The organism is Serratia sp. Je.1.23.a, from assembly GCF_051129805.1.
GTDB classification, from domain to species: domain Bacteria; phylum Pseudomonadota; class Gammaproteobacteria; order Enterobacterales; family Enterobacteriaceae; genus Serratia; species Serratia liquefaciens.
On the sequence record NZ_JBCPSR010000005.1, the window covers coordinates 68,008 to 84,167 of the forward strand.

A 16,160-nucleotide genomic window follows, 5' to 3' on the forward strand; every position below is an offset into this window, starting at 1 on the left:
AAACCGCGGCGGCATTTTTATTTATGAAGGGAGTGAACATGGACATAACCGCAACCGCCAACGCGCTATTGCCGCTGCTCGGCGGTAAAGAAAATATCGCCAGTGCCGCCCACTGCGCCACGCGCCTTCGTCTGGTGCTGGTGGATGACAGCAAGGTAGACAAAGTGGCGATCGGCAAGCTGGACGGGGTGAAAGGCTGCTTTAGCAACGCCGGGCAGATCCAGGTGATTTTCGGTACCGGGCTGGTCAACAAGGTGCACGCGGAATTTATCAAAGCGGCCGGCGTCAGCGAATCCAGCAAATCGGAAGCTGCCGACATAGCCGCTAAAAAACTTAATCCGCTGCAACGCATCGCCCGCCTGCTGTCGAATATCTTCGTGCCGATCATTCCGGCCATCGTCGCCTCCGGCCTGCTGATGGGCCTGCTCGGCATGGTGAAAACCTACGGCTGGGCCGATGCCAACAGCGCCCTGTTCGTGATGCTGGACATGTTCAGTTCGGCGGCGTTCATCATTTTACCGATCCTGATCGGTTTCACCGCGGCGCGCGAGTTCGGCGGTAACCCCTATCTGGGAGCCACGCTCGGCGGCATTCTGACGCATCCGGCGCTGACCAACGCCTGGGGCGTGGCAGGTGGTTTCCATACCATGGATTTCTTCGGGCTGGAGATCGCCATGATCGGCTATCAGGGCACGGTATTCCCGGTGCTGCTGACGGTGTGGTTTATGAGCGTACTGGAAAAACAGCTGCGTAAGGTGATCCCCAACGCGCTGGATTTGATCCTGACGCCGTTCCTGACGGTGGTGATCTCCGGCTTCGTCGCCATGCTGTTTATCGGCCCCGCCGGGCGCGCACTGGGTGACGGCATCTCCTTTGTCCTCAGCACGTTGATTACCCACGCCGGTTGGTTTGCCGGCTTGCTGTTCGGCGGCCTCTATTCCGCTATCGTGATCACCGGCATTCACCACAGCTTCCACGCCGTCGAAGCCGGACTGCTCGGTAACCCGAATATCGGCGTTAACTTCCTGCTGCCGATCTGGTCAATGGCCAACATCGCCCAGGGTGGCGCCTGTCTGGCGGTGTATTTCAAAACCCGTGACGCAAAAATCAAAGCCATTGCGGTACCTTCGGCCTTTTCCGCCATGCTTGGCATTACCGAAGCGGCGCTTTTCGGCATCAACCTGCGCTTTGTGAAACCGTTTTTGGCGGCTCTGGCGGGCGGTGCGCTCGGTGGAGCCTGGGTGGTGGCCAATCATGTCGGCATGAACGCCGTCGGGCTCACGGCGATTCCGGGAATGGCAATCGTGCAGGCCAGTTCGCTGGTGAGTTATATCATTGGTCTGGTGATCGCCTTTGGCAGCGCCTTTACCCTCTCGTTGTTGCTGAAATACAAAACGGACAGTGAATGATGGAAGAACTAAACCTGATGAAACAGGCCGTTCAGGCGATGATGAGCGGCATGCCCAAGGCGCTGCGCGATCCGCACCGACCGGCGTGGCACCTGGCCCCCAGCGTCGGGCTGCTCAACGATCCCAATGGCTTTATTCAGCATAACGGGGTTTACCACCTGTTCTATCAGTGGAACCCGCTGGGCTGCGATCACCGCAACAAATGCTGGGGTCACTGGCAGTCGACGGATCTGGTCCACTGGCAGCACCAGCCGGTGGCGCTGGTGCCGGGAGCCTGCTACGACAGCCATGGCTGTTATTCCGGCTCGGCGATAGTGGCAGACGGCAAAATCATGCTGGCCTACACCGGCAACGTAAAATATCCCGACGGCTCGCGCACCGCCTATCAATGCCTGGCGCAGGAAAATGCTCACGGCGGTTATGACAAGCTCGGGCCTGTATTGCCGCTGCCGCCGGGTTATAGCGGCCACGTGCGCGATCCGAAGGTCTGGCGCCATCAGGACAACTGGTACATGGTGCTCGGCGCCCGTGACCTGCAGGATCGCGGTAAGGTTTTACTGCTGCGCTCCGCCGAGCTGCGAAACTGGCAGTTGCTGGGTGAAATCGCCGGCTCACAGCTGAACGGCATCGGTGACTTCGGCTATATGTGGGAATGCCCGGATCTGTTTACGCTGGACGATGCCGAGGTGCTTATCTGCTGCCCGCAAGGCCTGGCGGCGGAGGCCGAACGCTATCTCAATGTTTACCAGGCGGGGTATTTCACCGGCAGGCTGGACTATCGACAGGTCACTTTCGACCATCAGGATTTCCACGAACTGGATGCCGGGTTTGAATTCTACGCGCCGCAGACCACCCTGACCGAAGACGGTCGCCGGCTACTGGTTGGCTGGATGGGCGTGCCGGAGCAAGACGAGGATTGCCACCCGACCCTGCAGTATGGCTGGATCCATATTCTGACCTGCCCACGGGAGCTGTCGTTGCATAACGGCAGACTCTGCCAACGTCCGGCACGTGAACTGCAACAGCTGAGGGGCGAAAACCGCCAATGGCAGGGCACCGCCGACGACGCGCCCTGCTGGCCTGTCGACAGCGCGGAACTGCTGCTGGCGCCAAACGGCGCGTTCAACGCCGACTTTGGCGGGGCGATGGCCCTGAATTGGGATGGCACCGTGCTGCGGCTGACGCGCAACAACCTGCGCAGCGGGCAGCCGGAGCACCGTTACTGGCGCGGTGAGCTGACTCAGCTGCAGATACTGTTCGACCGTTCGAGCGTGGAGATTTTTATCAACCACGGCGAAGCGACCATGAGTTCGCGCTACTTCCCCGGCCCACAACCCTTGCTGCACCTGAGCGGTAAAGCGCAGCTGGCGCTCGAGCACTGGTCGCTGACGCCATGCATGCTAGAATGACGCATCCTTCGATGAATTCAGATGCCGTCAGTGAAAAAAAATAAACGCATAACCATCAGTGATATTGCCGCACTGGCCGGCGTGTCGAAATCGACCGCCAGCCTGGTGCTTAATGGCCGCAGCAAGGAGTATCGGGTGTCCGACGATACCCGCGATCGCATCCTGGCGCTGGCCGGCGAGCACCATTACCAGCCCAGCTTCCATGCCCGTTCGCTGCGTTCCTCCCGTAGCCATACCCTGGGGCTGGTGGTGCCGGAAATGACCAACTACGGTTTTGCGGTGATTTCACGCGAGCTGGAAACCCTGTGCCGCGAGGCCGGTTTGCAGTTGCTGATCGCCTGTACCGACGAAAACCCGGCGCAGGAAATGATGGCGGTGAACAGCCTGGTGCAGCGTCAGGTCGACGGCCTGATTGTCGCCTCCAGCCAGCTCAACGATGCGGAATACCAAAAGATTAACGCCAGCTTGCCGGTAGTGCAGATGGACCGCTTGATTACCGGCTCCGAACTGCCGCTGGTGATCACCGACTCGCTGAGCTCGACCGCTACGCTGGTGGAGAACGTCGCGCGCCAGCATCCTGACGAGTTCTATTTCCTTGGCGGGCAACCGCGCATCTCGCCAACCCGCGATCGATTGGCCGGTTTTCAGCTCGGCCTTGAGCGCGCCGGCGTGGTGTGTAAACCGGAATGGATCATCAACGGCAATTATCACCCCAGCTCCGGCTACGAGATGTTCGCCCAGTTGTGCGCACAGTTGGGCCGTCCGCCAAAAGCGTTATTTACCGCCGCCTGTGGTCTGCTGGAAGGGGTGTTGCGCTACCTGAATCAGCACCAGTTGATGGAGAGCGACCTGCATTTGTGCAGTTTCGACGATCACTACCTGTTCGATGGCCTGACGCTGAAAATCGACACCGTGGCCCAAGACTGTCGTGCTCTGGCGCAACACAGTTTCGACATGGTCAGCGCGCTGATTGACGAGCAGCCCCTGGAACAGAACGCGCTTTACCTGCCGGGCAATATCCACTGGCGCCACGCCGGTTCGAAGGCGCTGCTCGGCCAGCCCTGACTTGAGTTTTTTCTTTTCCCGCTTAAGGAGCTCAGCATGAGCCGTGAGATTAACAAAGATACCCAGCTGTGCATGTCGCTGGCCGGTCGCCCAGGCAACTTCGGTACTCGCTTTCATAACTATCTGTATCAGGAACTGGATCTGAACTTTATCTACAAGGCGTTCACTACCCAGGATATCCAGGCGGCAGTGGGCGGAGTACGGGCTTTGGGCATCCGTGGTTGCGCGGTTTCCATGCCGTTCAAAGAGAGCTGCATCCCTTTCCTCGATGAGCTGGACGCTTCCGCAACGGCGATTGAATCGGTCAATACCATCGTCAATGACGCCGGTTTTTTGCGGGCCTATAACACGGATTATATCGCCATCGCCAAATTGCTGGCCCAGTACCAAATCCCGACAGAAACCTCCTTTGCCCTGCGCGGCAGCGGCGGTATGGCAAAAGCGGTGACCGCGGCACTGCGTGACGCCGGTTTTAAAAATGGCCATATCATCGCCCGCAACCCGCAGGCCGGACAGGCTCTGGCCAGTGCATACGGTTATCAGTGGCAGGCGCAAGTCGATGAGCTAAAAGTGGATATGGTGATCAACGTAACGCCAATCGGCATGGCCGGCGGTGCAGAAGCGGAGCAATTGGCTTTCGCGCCCGCGACTGTCGATGCGGCGAAAATCGTCTTCGACGTGGTGGCACTGCCTGCGGAAACCCCGCTGGTCCGTTACGGACGTGAGCACGGCAAACAGGTGATTACCGGGGCAGAAGTGATTGCGTTGCAGGCGCTGGAACAGTTTGTCCTCTACACCGGCGTACGTCCTACCGATGAGCAAATCGCCCGTGCTGCAGCGCACGCTCGCGGTTAAAAACGCTAAACAACGCCAGGGCCGCGGTTCGTTTGAGCGGCCTTGATGGCCTAGCGATGAGCCAGCAGACGCAAAATATTTCTCGCACCGTGAAGTACTCGCTCGATCCTGACATTACGTTGTATCGCTGTGAAAACGATTAGGTATTTGCCGTAGGCGCTGATCCTGACGTCCCGACCAAGCTCAGGTCGCTTTTGGTAGGTTTCCGGCGACTCGCCGATTCGCTGGCATTGGTTATACAGTTCAGAAATAAAACTCAGCGCCCGGGCCGGGTTATCCTGTGCAATATGATCGCCAATACTTTCAATGTCATATATCGCTGCCGGCGATATTGTTAGCTTAATCAGTCACTTACGTTATCCACCATCCGTTGGTATTTAGCCCGCAAGCGCGCAAACGCCTCATCCGCCGGGACTCCCTCACCACTTTCAACTCCCTGTACAATGGCCACTTGCAACTCTTCAATTTTCATCGCGCGCTCATGTTCTTCAAGCAGACGCAGCCCTGCCCGTATCACTTCGCTGACGTTGCCGTAACGTCCGCTGTCAATTTGCTCATGAACGAACTTTTCAAAATGAGGGCTTAAAGCAATGCTAGTTGGCATGGCCGACTCCGGAAAGTAGTGTTAATTACTATCTATTAGTATTTTCATTTGTCGGCAATGCGTCAAGCCCCTGTACGAAATTCAGTCAATAAAAAAGGGCGCCTGAGCGCTGGGGAATCCCCAGTAATGGGCGGGTGAAAAAGACAGGCATAGAGTTTTGTGATCTACTGATTGTTCCAACAATTCAATGAGATCATCTCTATGCCTGCTCGCCGAGTATGTCAGAAGTTCTTCCGTGAGGCTTTAACCCCGTTCCACAAATATCGCCAAAATGCTTTGCTGGATGCAACCGTTGCATTAATCAACGGTGCTTCACTGACTCTAACCAGCATCGGACGATTTTTACCCGGTCAGGCTCAGGTTAAAAACAAAATTAAACGTGTTGACCGTCTGCTGGGTAACGAGTCACTTCACCATGATATTCCTCTGATTTTTAGAAACATTATCTCGATGCTGACAAGTCAGTTGCCCCTGTGCGTCATTGCCGTTGACTGGAGCGGTTATCCGTCACAGGAATATCACGTCCTTCGTGCCAGTCTGATTTGTGACGGACGTTCCATCCCGCTGCTGAGCGAAGTTGTACCGTCAAAAAAAAAGCATAATGCTATGATACAAAAAGCATTCCTTGATGAACTCTTTGAGGCGGTAAACCCGAAAGCCAGAGTCATCATTCTCACTGACGCAGGATTCCAGAATGCCTGGTTCCGGCATATTAAGTCACTCGGCTGGGATTTTATTGGTCGTATCAGGGGCAATATTCAGTTATGCCTCGACAGTAAAGGTGAATACTGGTTCAGGCGGCAAATATTAGTAGCCAAAAACAAACCGGAATACCTGGGGGCTGGAACCCTTGCCCGGGCTGATTACGCCAGATGTGACGGATACTTTTACCTCCATAAAAAAGCGGCGGAGGGGAGAAAATATAAGCGTTCCCGCTGCGGTATCGACAGACCCTCACAAATTAAAGACGCTCGCTCAGCAGCAAAAGAACCGTGGCTTATCTTCAGCAGTACGAATGATTTTAAGCCTCGTGAAGTCATGAAGTTATACAGTCGTCGGATGCAAATAGAACAGAACTTTCGTGATGAGAAGAGTGAGCGTTTTGGGTTTGGTCTGCGAGCCAGCTATAGCCGTTCATGTGGAAGGATGCAGGTACTGAGCCTGCTGGCGACACTGAGCACAATAGTGCTGTGGCTTGTGGGTTATCACGCTGAAAATAAGGGATTACATCTGAGATATCAGGCCAACAGCATTAAATCGCGCCGGGTGATCTCGTATCTGACATTAGCGGAGAATGTCCTTCGACATTCTCCGCTAATTTTACGTCGAACGGTGCTGAGCACCATTCTTAACCACCTCGCCAAAACCTACCGAAATATGGTGTTGGTTTATTAGCGCTGATTTAGTGGGGATCCCTCAGCGCCTGAGCGCCCTTCTAATCCTGGGTGATGCCAGCCCGCTACTTGGCGGTGCCTTCCATCCCCACCAGCCCCACTTTCAGGTAGCCGGCTTTACGCAGCGTATCCATTACGCTCATCAGCGTTTCGTAGTCCACACTCTTATCCGCCTGGAAGAAGATGGTGGTCTCTTTGTTCGCCTGCGTCCGTTGATCCAGCACCGACGTCAGTTGATCTGCACTGACCGCCTGCTCACCAACATAGAGCTGTTTGTCCGCTTTCACCGACAGGAACACCGGCTTTTCCGGACGCGGCTGAGGTTTGGCGGAGGACGCCGGGAGATCGACACGGATATCTACCGTTGCCAGCGGCGCGGCCACCATAAAGATGATCAACAGCACCAGCATGACGTCGATAAACGGCGTCACGTTGATTTCATGCAGTTCGCCGCTGTCGTCCAGATCTTCATTTAAGCGCATCGCCATAACTCACCCCACCCGCAGTTGGTGTGAATGCTGTGAGCGTTTGGCTTCCGCCGTGGCGGCCAGATCCAAATCACGGCCCAGCAACAGCAGAACCTGTGCCGCTACGTCGCCAACCTGAGCGCGGTGACCACTGATCACACGGGCAAAGATGTTATAAATCACCACTGCCGGAATAGCGGCGACCAGGCCCAGTGCGGTAGCCAGCAGCGCTTCTGCGATGCCGGGCGCAACCACGGCCAGGTTGGTGGTTTGTGAGTGGGCGATGCCGATAAAGCTGTTCATGATGCCCCAAACGGTACCGAACAGACCGACAAACGGCGAAATGGCACCGATGGTCGCCAGGAAGCCATTGCCACGTCCCATGTTACGGCTGTAGCCCGCTACGCGACGCTCCAGACGGAAACCGGTACGTTCCTTGATGCCATTGTTGTCGTTGGACGCCGCCGACAGCTCCAGTTCGTTTTGCGCATCATTCAGCAACACGGAGCTGATGCTTTCGTCAGAGAAGCTCTGCGCCAGTTCGGACGCTTCGTCCAGCGAGCGTACGTTGGCCAACGCCAGCTGTTCGCGGCGCAGACGGCGCTTGGCGCGGAACAGTTCGCTGCCCTTGGAGAACAAGATGGTCCAGGTGACGATAGACGCCAGCACCAGGCCGATCATCACGATTTTCACCACGATGTCCGCATGCTGGTACATACCCCAGACGGACAGGTCCATACCGCGGGTTTCCGGCGGCTGGATGGTCGGTTGCGGGTTGACCGGAGTGAGGGTTTCAGGCGCTGCCGCAGCAGGCGCGCTGGCTGCCGGAGCCACGCTTTCGGTAACGGCCGGATTAGTCGCCGGTGCCGCATGAGCACTGCCGGCCAGACCTGCCACCAATACCATTGAAGCTAACAGACCACGGCCGAACGCCTGGCCCCATTGCGCCCGGCCCTGACCGAACGATCCTTGATTTAAATTCTTGCCAGCCGTTTTCACGCTGTGCCTCCACCCGTTACCGATCAAAATTGAGGAATAATTCAGCGTGCGATCATATCAAACCAATCAGGGATTGATAGTAGTTCTCATTATTATTTACCAAATAATCGGGAAAATTACTCCTGCGGCGCACTTATGGCTCCCTGGCGAACCCATTCGCCGCCTGTTCGAGCCTATATGTACCCTTTATAGGGCTATTTCGTCACTTTTACCGCACAGGGCTGCAACAAAGACAGGGGATTTGTCGCATTTTACTGTTACATCCCGGTCTCACCGATAAACTCGCTTGGTTATCGCCGTCAGGCAGAAGGATGGCATGCGAGAGCACGATTGAGCAGAAGATTATAGCCGTTTCTACATTTGGATGTTAAAACGTCTGGATGGCTATAAAGCGTCGTGCTAACGTAAGGGCTATTGCAAATGGCCCGTGAAGATCAAGCAAAGGTGAGCCCGCTCCTATGACGTCTAAAAACATCGAAACTACCCTGATTGGCGCCGGGCGCAGCAAGCGCTATACCCAGGGCTCCGTCAACCCCGTCACCCAACGCGCTTCTTCATTGGTATTTGACTCCGTGGCGGCCAAAAAAGAGGCTACCGCCAAACGTGCTCATGGCGAGCTGTTTTACGGCCGACGCGGCACCCTGACCCACTTCGCGTTGCAGGATGCGATGGTCGAGCTGGAGGGCGGCGCGGGCTGCGTGCTCTATCCTTGCGGCGCGGCGGCGGTCTCCAACGCCATTCTGTCCTTTGTCGGCGCGGGCGACCATCTGCTGATGACCGGCTCCGTCTATGAGCCGACGCAGGACTTTTGTACCCATATTCTGAGCCGCATGAATGTGGAAACCACCTATTTCGACCCGCTGATCGGCGCCGATATCGCCGGACTGATTCAACCCAATACCCGTGTGGTGTTCCTTGAATCACCCGGCTCGATCACTATGGAGATCCAGGATATCCCGGCGATGGTGCAGGCGATTCGCGCCGTGGCACCTGAAGTGGTAATCATGATCGATAACACCTGGGCGGCCGGCATTTTGTTCAAGGCGCTGGATTTTGATATCGACATTTCGATTCAGGCTGGCACCAAATATATTATCGGCCATTCCGATTACATGCTCGGCACCGCCGTGGCTAACGAGCGCTGTTGGGACCAACTGCGTGAATACTCTTATTTGATGGGCCAGATGGTAGACGCCGATACCGCTTATATGGCCAGCCGCGGTTTGCGCACCCTGGGCGTACGCCTGAAGCAGCACCAGCAGAGCAGCATCGAAGTCGCCCATTGGCTGGCCCAGCGACCAGAAGTGGCGGTGGTCAATCACCCGGCGCTGCCTGGTTGCAAGGGCCACGAGTTTTACCTGCGCGATTTTAACGGCTGCAACGGCCTGTTTTCTTTCGTGCTGAAACAGCGCCTGAGCGACGTGCAGTTAGCCGAGTTTCTGGATAACTTCAGCCACTTCAGCATGGCCTATTCCTGGGGCGGCTTTGAATCCTTGATCCTGGCTAATCAGCCGGAAGAACTGGAAGCCATTCGCCCAGCGGGTGGCATAGACTTCTCCGGCACTCTGGTACGCCTGCATATCGGCCTGGAAAATGTGCAGGATCTGATCGCCGATCTCGCCGCCGGGTTCGACCGAATTGCCAATACGCGCTAACAGAACGCCTGCTTGCATCGGCAACTTTATTCGCCTTGTTTAATGTGTGCTTAAGCTATTAGCGTTACACTAGGCGGGTAACTGTCAGATACGGCCAACACTGTGCCCTGGATACCCTGAAGCCAGGCGCAACCGGTATGCAACAGGATAAATAATGGATGTATTACGAGAGATTGTTCATGCGCTTTGGCAGCAGGACTTCATTGCCCTTGCCGATCCCAGCGTAATTTGGGTGGTTTATGCGGTGCTTTTCACCACTCTATTTTTAGAAAACGGACTACTGCCAGCTTCCTTCTTACCCGGCGACAGCCTGCTGCTGTTATCCGGCGCGCTGATCGCCAAAGGCGTGATGGCCTTTGTGCCAACGCTGATCATTTTGACCATCGCCGCCAGCCTGGGCTGCTGGCTGAGCTACCTGCAGGGCCGTTGGTTGGGCCATACCAATCTGGTCAAAGGCTGGTTGCTGCAACTGCCCGCTCAGTATCACCAACGTGCACACAACCTGTTTAACCGCCATGGCCTGACGGCGCTGGTCATCGGCCGTTTTCTGGGTTTTGTTCGCACCCTGCTGCCCACCATGGCCGGGATTTCTGGCCTGAACAGCACCCGTTTTCAGTTCTTTAACTGGCTAAGCGCGGTGATTTGGGTAGGTGCAGTGGTCGGCCTCGGCTACGCTTTCAGCCAGATCCCTTTGGTTAAACGCTATGAGAGCCAGGTGATGACCGGGCTGATGATACTGCCGTTGGTGCTGCTGCTGGTTGGCCTGGTGGGCGGCATGCTGGTTATCTGGCGTAAAAAACGCGCCGCCTCTTCCTGATACCCGGACGGGCGGCCATCGTCGCCCTTAAAGCGCTTTTTCAACCAACGCCAGTCTGGGAGGCAGCTTGCTCACCAGCGTATCCACCGCCAATCGAACCTTCAAAGGCAAATGCGGCGTTTGCGGCCAAACCGCGTGAACGTCGAATGACATGCCGGGCCGATTGCGCATCAGCCTGACCAATTCCCCTTCCAACAACGATTCGCGCACCAGCCAGCAAGGTAACCAGGCTATGCCAAACCCCGCTACCGTGGCATCCGCAATCGCCTGCAGGTCATCCATCTGTAACCCTTTCTTCGGTATCACCTCCTGCTCTTTTCCGCAGGCATCCAGAAGCGTCCAGTTGCGAACCACGCCGGCGCGCATGTAGGTCACCGCATCATGTTGTGCCAACTGTTCGAGGGTTTTGGGTTCGCCGCTGCGCAACAGATATTCCGGAGCCGCGCACAATGTCATACGGTGGTCGCCAACGCGCCGTGCCACCAACCCACTGCTACTGACCAGCGTACCGTTGCGGATCGCCAGGTCAAAACCGTCCTCAATCAAATCCACCACGCGGTCGTTGAATGACAGCTCCAACTCCAGCCCAGGATGCTCACGCGCCATACTGGTCAACAGCGGCGCAATGCACATGCGGCCAAACAGCACCGGCATCGACACCCTCAGCCTGCCGTTGACCTGCTGCTTCCCCGACTCCAGCAGCATTTCTGCGGTACGTATCTCTTCCAGTGCCCGCAGACAACGTTCGTAAAACAGCGCACCGTCGTCGGTCAGGCTCAGGCTGCGGGTCGTGCGATGAAACAAGCGAACGGCCAACCGTTGCTCCAGGCGGGCGATGGTTTTCCCCACCGCCGAACGCGAAAGGTGTAGCCGGCTAGCCGCCAGCGCAAAACTGCCTGCCTCCACCGCGGTGACAAATACCGAAATGCCGTTCAATCGATCGCTCATGATTTGTAGCCCTGAAAGAAACAATCAAAGGAAATCTTATCGCCACTGGCGAACTTCTATCAACGATATTATCAGCAGGTCTGTTTATCGCTGACTTTGGAGTCAATCATGGCCGAAACAATGCAACGCTGGACAATGGACGCCCTGGGGCGCCAACACCTGCAACTGAACGAAAGCGTCATACCGCAACCGGGACCGCACCAGATCAGAGTGAAAGTGAATGCGGTATCGCTCAATTACCGCGACAAACTGGTCATTGAAACCGGCATGGGACTAGAACTGCCGCAGCCCTTCACGCCAGCCTCCGACATGGCCGGCGAAGTCGACGCCATTGGGCCCGACGTCACCCGTTTTCAGCCCGGCGAACGGGTGATTTCCACCTTTAGCCCCGGCTGGATCGATGGCCGGCAAAAACCCTATGGTAATGCGCGCATCCCACCCTACCGCACTCTGGGCGGCTTTTATCAGGGCATGCTGGCGGAATACGTGGTGCTGCACGAAGACTGGTTGGCGGCTGCGCCCACCTCGCTGGACGATGCGCAGGCCAGTACCCTGCCCTGTGCCGGACTGACCGCCTGGTTCGCGCTGGTGGAACAGGGCCAGCTGCACGCCGGAGAATCGGTGCTGGTACAGGGCACTGGTGGCGTGGCGCTGTTCGGGCTGCAAATCGCCAAAATGCTGGGTGCCGAGGTCTATGTTACCTCCGGCAGCGATGAAAAACTGGCGCGAGCCAAAGCCTTGGGTGCCGATCATGGCATTAACCGTCTGACTGCGGACTGGGTAGAAAAGGTGTACCAGTTGACCCAGGATCGCGGCATCGACCACGTGATTGACACCGTGGGTGGCCCTAATCTCGGTAATTCGGTGCGCGCCGTTGCGGTGCACGGGCGTATCTCGGTGATCGGGGCGCTGGAGGGCTTTGAAGTTTCGGCTCCCGCAGGGCCGCTGCTGATGAAATCACCGGTCATTCAGGGTATTGGTGTCGGCCACCGCCGCGCACTGGAAGATCTGGTGCGTGCGGTGGACGTTAATGCCCTACAGCCGGTGATCGACCAGCGCTACCGCTTTGATCAATTGCCGCAGGCGCTCGATCACCTCGATCGCGGAGCATTCGGTAAAATTGTGCTGACGCGCTGAATCACTGCCCGGCGGCGAGATTAACCTTCCATCATTAAAGGAGGGTTTTCGCGCAGTCGGGCAACTTCGTCACTCGGCGTCACGCCAAAGAAACGTTTGAACTCGCGGCTGAACTGCGAAGCGCTTTCGTAGCCGACACGGATCGCCGCGGTGCTGGCTTTCAAACCGTCGTGTACCATCAGCAAACGCGCCTTGTGCAAGCGATAGGATTTCACATATTGCAGCGGCGAGGTGTTGGTCACCGCCTTGAAGTTATGGTGAAACGCCGAGATGCTCATATTCACCTCCCCCGCCAACTGCTCAACGTTGAGATTGTCCGCATATTGGTTCTCAATACGCCGCAGCGCCTTGGCAATTTGGCTGAAGTGCGTATGGCGGTTAACCAATTCCTGCAATGAGGCGCCACAGGCTCCGCGCAGTACGTGGTAGAGAATTTCACGTACAATCTGCGGCCCCAGTACGCGTGCATCCAGCGGTTTGGCCATCACATCCAGCAGGCGTTCGGTGGCGCACAACAGTTCTTCCGACAGCTCGGCCAGGTTCACCCCGCTGCTTTCTCTGCGCGGCTTCACCAGGTAGTCGTCATCGCCGATGTCGATCAACAGGTCCTGCAGCATTTGGCTGTCGATATTCACCGACAGCCCCACCAGCGGCAATTCCGGGCTGGCGAAGGTTTCGCACTCAAACGGCAGCGGCACCGTCATCAACAGATAATTGCGCGGGTCATACTGGAAAACCCGATTACCGCAGTAGCCGACCTTATGCCCCTGGAAAATGATCACCACACCCGGCTCATACATCACCGGCTGGCGCGGGCAATGACGATCGACATAAAGAATTTTCACCAGCGGCACCGGCGAGGGCGTGTAACCGTTGCTCTCGGCAAAGCAGGCCGCCTGGCGCGCCATGCGGCCGCGCAGTTCATCGATTTCGCTCACGGAAACACCCTCTTACATTAAGAATAATTCGGCATAAATAATAGTTTAAAACTCTATTTTTCTACAACACTTTGTAGGAATAGGCAAGACTCGGGCAGGAATGTGCATTGTGCTGCTGAGCCAAGTTACTGACAATACACCTCAGATATTTTGCGCCAGCGGCGCTTGCCACATGCAGAAGAGAAATTACCCATGCAAAACTTTATTCTTCATACCCCAACCAAAATCCTGTTCGGCCAAGACCAAATCGCCGGCCTGGCACAGCAGATCCCTGCCGACGCACGCATTCTGATCACCTACGGTGGCGGCAGCGTGAAGAAAAATGGCGTGCTGGATCAGGTGTATGCCGCACTGGCGGGCCGCAACGTGCAGGAGTTTTCCGGCATTGAGCCTAACCCAACCTACGAAACGCTGATGAAAGCGGTCGAAGTGGTGCGCGCAGAGAATATCGATTTCCTGCTGGCGGTCGGCGGCGGCTCCGTGGTTGATGGCACCAAGTTTATTGCCGCAGCGGCCCATTATCAGGCGGATGCCGATCCATGGCACATCCTGAAAACCGTGGGCAGTGAAATCAAAGGCGCGGTGCCAATGGGCTGCGTACTGACACTGCCGGCCACCGGTTCTGAGTCCAACAGCGGCGCAGTGATCACCCGCAAAAGCAGCGGCGACAAACAGCATTTCTTCTCGCCACACGTGCAACCGCTGTTCGCGGTGCTGGATCCGGTAGTAACCTACTCTCTGCCGCCGCGCCAAATCGCCAATGGCGTAGTCGATGCCTTTGTCCACACCATCGAGCAGTACCTGACCTACCCGGTCGACGCCAAAGTGCAAGATCGCTTTGCCGAAGGCCTGCTGCTGACGCTGTTGGAAGATGGCCCGCGCGCGCTGTCCGAGCCGGAAAACTATGCGGTGCGCGCCAACGTGATGTGGAGCGCAACCATGGCCTTGAACGGCCTGATCGGTGCCGGTGTGCCGCAGGATTGGGCAACCCATATGCTGGGCCACGAATTGACCGCCATGCACGGTTTGGATCATGCCCAGACGCTGGCGATTGTTCTGCCTGCGCTGCTGATCGAGAAAAAAGCGCAGAAACGCGAAAAACTGCTGCAGTACGCCGACCGCGTTTGGGGCCTGCGCGATGGCAGTGAAGACAGCCGCATCGACGGTGCCATTGCCGCCACTCGTGCTTTCTTCGAACAAATGGGCGTACCGACCCGCATGGCGGATTACCAGCTCGACGGCAGCTCTATCCCGGCGTTGCTTGATAAACTGCATCAGCACGGCATGACAGCACTTGGCGAGCATCAAGACATCACCCTCGAAGTCAGCCAACGCATTTATAACGCGGCGCGTTAATCGCAAACCGCCTATTTCCTGCTAGGCTTTAGTTTCAACTTCTCTCCTGCGCCCGACTCTTCATCGGGCGCAGTTCAATGCGCTATTCGCGCTGCCGATCCTCATCTGATTAACCCATGGGAGAAAACATGACCTGTAGCCGCCCTATCCCGACAGCGCTGGAATTTGGTTAGCAAACTCAGCACTCCCCCAATTTGCCAACTAGAATTTATTAATAGCCGTTTCCGGTGCATGCAGCACCGGGCAATCCGTTGACAAGGAGATACGCATGACAACGCAACAACCCATCATCAAACTCCACGATGGTAATCTGATGCCGCAGTTGGGTCTCGGCGTTTGGCAGGCGAGTATTTCAGAAACCACCCAGGCGGTGCTTAAAGCACTGGAGGTGGGCTATCGCTCGATCGATACCGCTGCAATCTACAAGAATGAGGAAGGGGTTGGCGCAGCACTGCAATCCACCTCAATACCACGCGATGAGCTGTTTATCACCACCAAACTGTGGAACGACGATCAGGGCGACCCGCAAGGCGCGCTGGAAACCAGCCTGGAAAAACTCAAGTTGGATTACGTCGATCTGTATCTGATCCACTGGCCAAGGCCGCAGCAGGACCAATATGTCGACGCCTGGCGCGGGCTGATCAAACTGCGCGAGCAGGGGTTGGTCAAAAGCATCGGGGTATGCAATTTCCACACCCCGCACCTGCAGCGCCTGCTGGACGAAACCAATGTCGCACCGGTGATTAACCAAATCGAGCTGCACCCGTTGCTGCAACAGCGTCAGCTACGCGCCTGGAACGCAACCCACCATATTGCGACCGAATCTTGGAGCCCACTGGCACAGGGTGGCGAAGGGGTATTCGACCAACCGGTGATCAAAAAACTGGCGGAAAAATACGAGAAAACCCCGGCGCAAATCGTGGTGCGCTGGCACCTGGACAGCGGGCTGATCGTGATCCCGAAATCGGTCACGCCAGCGCGCATTCGTGAAAACTTCGAAGTCTTCGACTTCAAACTGGATAAAGACGAACTGGGCGAAATTGCCAAACTGGATATCGGCAACCGCCTGGGGCCGGATCCGGACTCACTGTAATCTCCCTGCGCCCG

The 16,160-nt window shown here is 56.6% G+C and carries 16 protein-coding genes; 10 read left to right on the forward strand and 6 right to left on the reverse strand.

Annotated features, from left to right (window positions below; translation table 11 throughout):
* Positions 1–38: 38 nt before the first annotated feature.
* The 4 genes from AAZT04_RS17695 to AAZT04_RS17710 are packed head-to-tail and all read left to right on the forward strand — an operon-like array spanning position 39 to position 4,738.
* Positions 39–1,409, forward strand: a complete 1,371-nt coding sequence (locus AAZT04_RS17695) for a sucrose-specific PTS transporter subunit IIBC (protein ID WP_020828643.1) — start codon at positions 39–41, stop codon at positions 1,407–1,409.
* Positions 1,409–2,818 (forward strand): glycoside hydrolase family 32 protein, encoded by a 1,410-nt coding sequence (locus AAZT04_RS17700; RefSeq protein WP_434681356.1) that lies wholly within the window; start codon positions 1,409–1,411, stop codon positions 2,816–2,818. The genes AAZT04_RS17695 and AAZT04_RS17700 overlap by 1 nt, the downstream gene beginning before the upstream one ends.
* 21 nt (positions 2,819–2,839) lie before the next feature.
* Positions 2,840–3,883, forward strand: coding sequence for a LacI family DNA-binding transcriptional regulator (locus AAZT04_RS17705; RefSeq protein ID WP_048759788.1), 1,044 nt, complete (start codon positions 2,840–2,842; stop codon positions 3,881–3,883).
* A 36-nt stretch (positions 3,884–3,919) separates the two neighbouring features.
* Positions 3,920–4,738 carry a shikimate 5-dehydrogenase gene (locus AAZT04_RS17710; protein ID WP_261158761.1) on the forward strand — a complete coding sequence of 273 codons (819 nt, stop codon included), beginning with the start codon at positions 3,920–3,922 and terminating at the stop codon, positions 4,736–4,738.
* Between the two features lie 50 nt (positions 4,739–4,788).
* On the opposite strand, the gene AAZT04_RS17715 is transcribed toward AAZT04_RS17710, so the two are convergent.
* A complete protein-coding gene (locus tag AAZT04_RS17715; protein ID WP_434681358.1) occupies positions 4,789–5,082 on the reverse strand; it encodes a type II toxin-antitoxin system RelE/ParE family toxin in 294 nt (97 codons plus the stop codon).
* Positions 5,082–5,342 carry a type II toxin-antitoxin system ParD family antitoxin gene (locus AAZT04_RS17720; protein ID WP_434681161.1) on the reverse strand — a complete coding sequence of 87 codons (261 nt, stop codon included), beginning with the start codon at positions 5,340–5,342 and terminating at the stop codon, positions 5,082–5,084. The genes AAZT04_RS17715 and AAZT04_RS17720 overlap by 1 nt, the downstream gene beginning before the upstream one ends.
* A 201-nt stretch (positions 5,343–5,543) precedes the next feature.
* On the opposite strand from AAZT04_RS17720, the gene AAZT04_RS17725 reads away from it, so the two are divergent.
* Positions 5,544–6,737, forward strand: coding sequence for an IS4 family transposase (locus AAZT04_RS17725; RefSeq protein WP_434681163.1), 1,194 nt, complete (start codon positions 5,544–5,546; stop codon positions 6,735–6,737).
* Between the two features lie 64 nt (positions 6,738–6,801).
* Here AAZT04_RS17725 and exbD read toward each other — a convergent pair whose 3' ends face one another.
* On the reverse strand, positions 6,802–7,224 hold the full coding sequence (exbD, locus tag AAZT04_RS17730) for a TonB system transport protein ExbD (RefSeq protein ID WP_020828649.1): 423 nt from the start codon (positions 7,222–7,224) through the stop codon (positions 6,802–6,804).
* A 3-nt stretch (positions 7,225–7,227) separates the two neighbouring features.
* Complete coding sequence (gene exbB / locus AAZT04_RS17735) at positions 7,228–8,202, reverse strand: tol-pal system-associated acyl-CoA thioesterase (RefSeq protein ID WP_020828650.1); 975 nt, start codon at positions 8,200–8,202, stop codon at positions 7,228–7,230.
* Positions 8,203–8,660: 458 nt separating this feature from the next.
* On the opposite strand from exbB, the gene metC reads away from it, so the two are divergent.
* Both metC and AAZT04_RS17745 read left to right on the forward strand, forming a co-directional pair.
* Entirely contained in the window at positions 8,661–9,857 is a 1,197-nt protein-coding gene (gene metC, locus AAZT04_RS17740) for a cystathionine beta-lyase (protein WP_046372620.1), read from the forward strand.
* A 154-nt stretch (positions 9,858–10,011) separates the two neighbouring features.
* Positions 10,012–10,674, forward strand: coding sequence for a DedA family protein (locus AAZT04_RS17745; protein ID WP_419225724.1), 663 nt, complete (start codon positions 10,012–10,014; stop codon positions 10,672–10,674).
* A 27-nt stretch (positions 10,675–10,701) separates the two neighbouring features.
* Here AAZT04_RS17745 and AAZT04_RS17750 read toward each other — a convergent pair whose 3' ends face one another.
* Positions 10,702–11,622 carry a LysR substrate-binding domain-containing protein gene (locus tag AAZT04_RS17750; RefSeq protein WP_434681166.1) on the reverse strand — a complete coding sequence of 307 codons (921 nt, stop codon included), beginning with the start codon at positions 11,620–11,622 and terminating at the stop codon, positions 10,702–10,704.
* Between the two features lie 108 nt (positions 11,623–11,730).
* Here AAZT04_RS17750 and AAZT04_RS17755 point away from each other — a divergent pair, with 108 nt between their 5' ends.
* Positions 11,731–12,759, forward strand: a complete 1,029-nt coding sequence (locus tag AAZT04_RS17755) for a zinc-dependent alcohol dehydrogenase family protein (RefSeq protein WP_020828654.1) — start codon at positions 11,731–11,733, stop codon at positions 12,757–12,759.
* A gap of 20 nt (positions 12,760–12,779) precedes the next feature.
* Here AAZT04_RS17755 and AAZT04_RS17760 read toward each other — a convergent pair whose 3' ends face one another.
* The gene (locus tag AAZT04_RS17760; protein ID WP_218167687.1) at positions 12,780–13,667 is read right to left on the reverse strand and encodes an AraC family transcriptional regulator; all 888 of its coding nucleotides are present in this window, start codon (positions 13,665–13,667) and stop codon (positions 12,780–12,782) included.
* Positions 13,668–13,889: 222 nt separating this feature from the next.
* On the opposite strand from AAZT04_RS17760, the gene yqhD reads away from it, so the two are divergent.
* Positions 13,890–15,053, forward strand: a complete 1,164-nt coding sequence (gene yqhD, locus AAZT04_RS17765; protein WP_020828656.1) for an alcohol dehydrogenase — start codon at positions 13,890–13,892, stop codon at positions 15,051–15,053.
* A 268-nt stretch (positions 15,054–15,321) separates the two neighbouring features.
* Positions 15,322–16,146 (forward strand): 2,5-didehydrogluconate reductase DkgA, encoded by an 825-nt coding sequence (dkgA, locus tag AAZT04_RS17770; protein WP_434681169.1) that lies wholly within the window; start codon positions 15,322–15,324, stop codon positions 16,144–16,146.
* Positions 16,147–16,160: the final 14 nt, after the last annotated feature.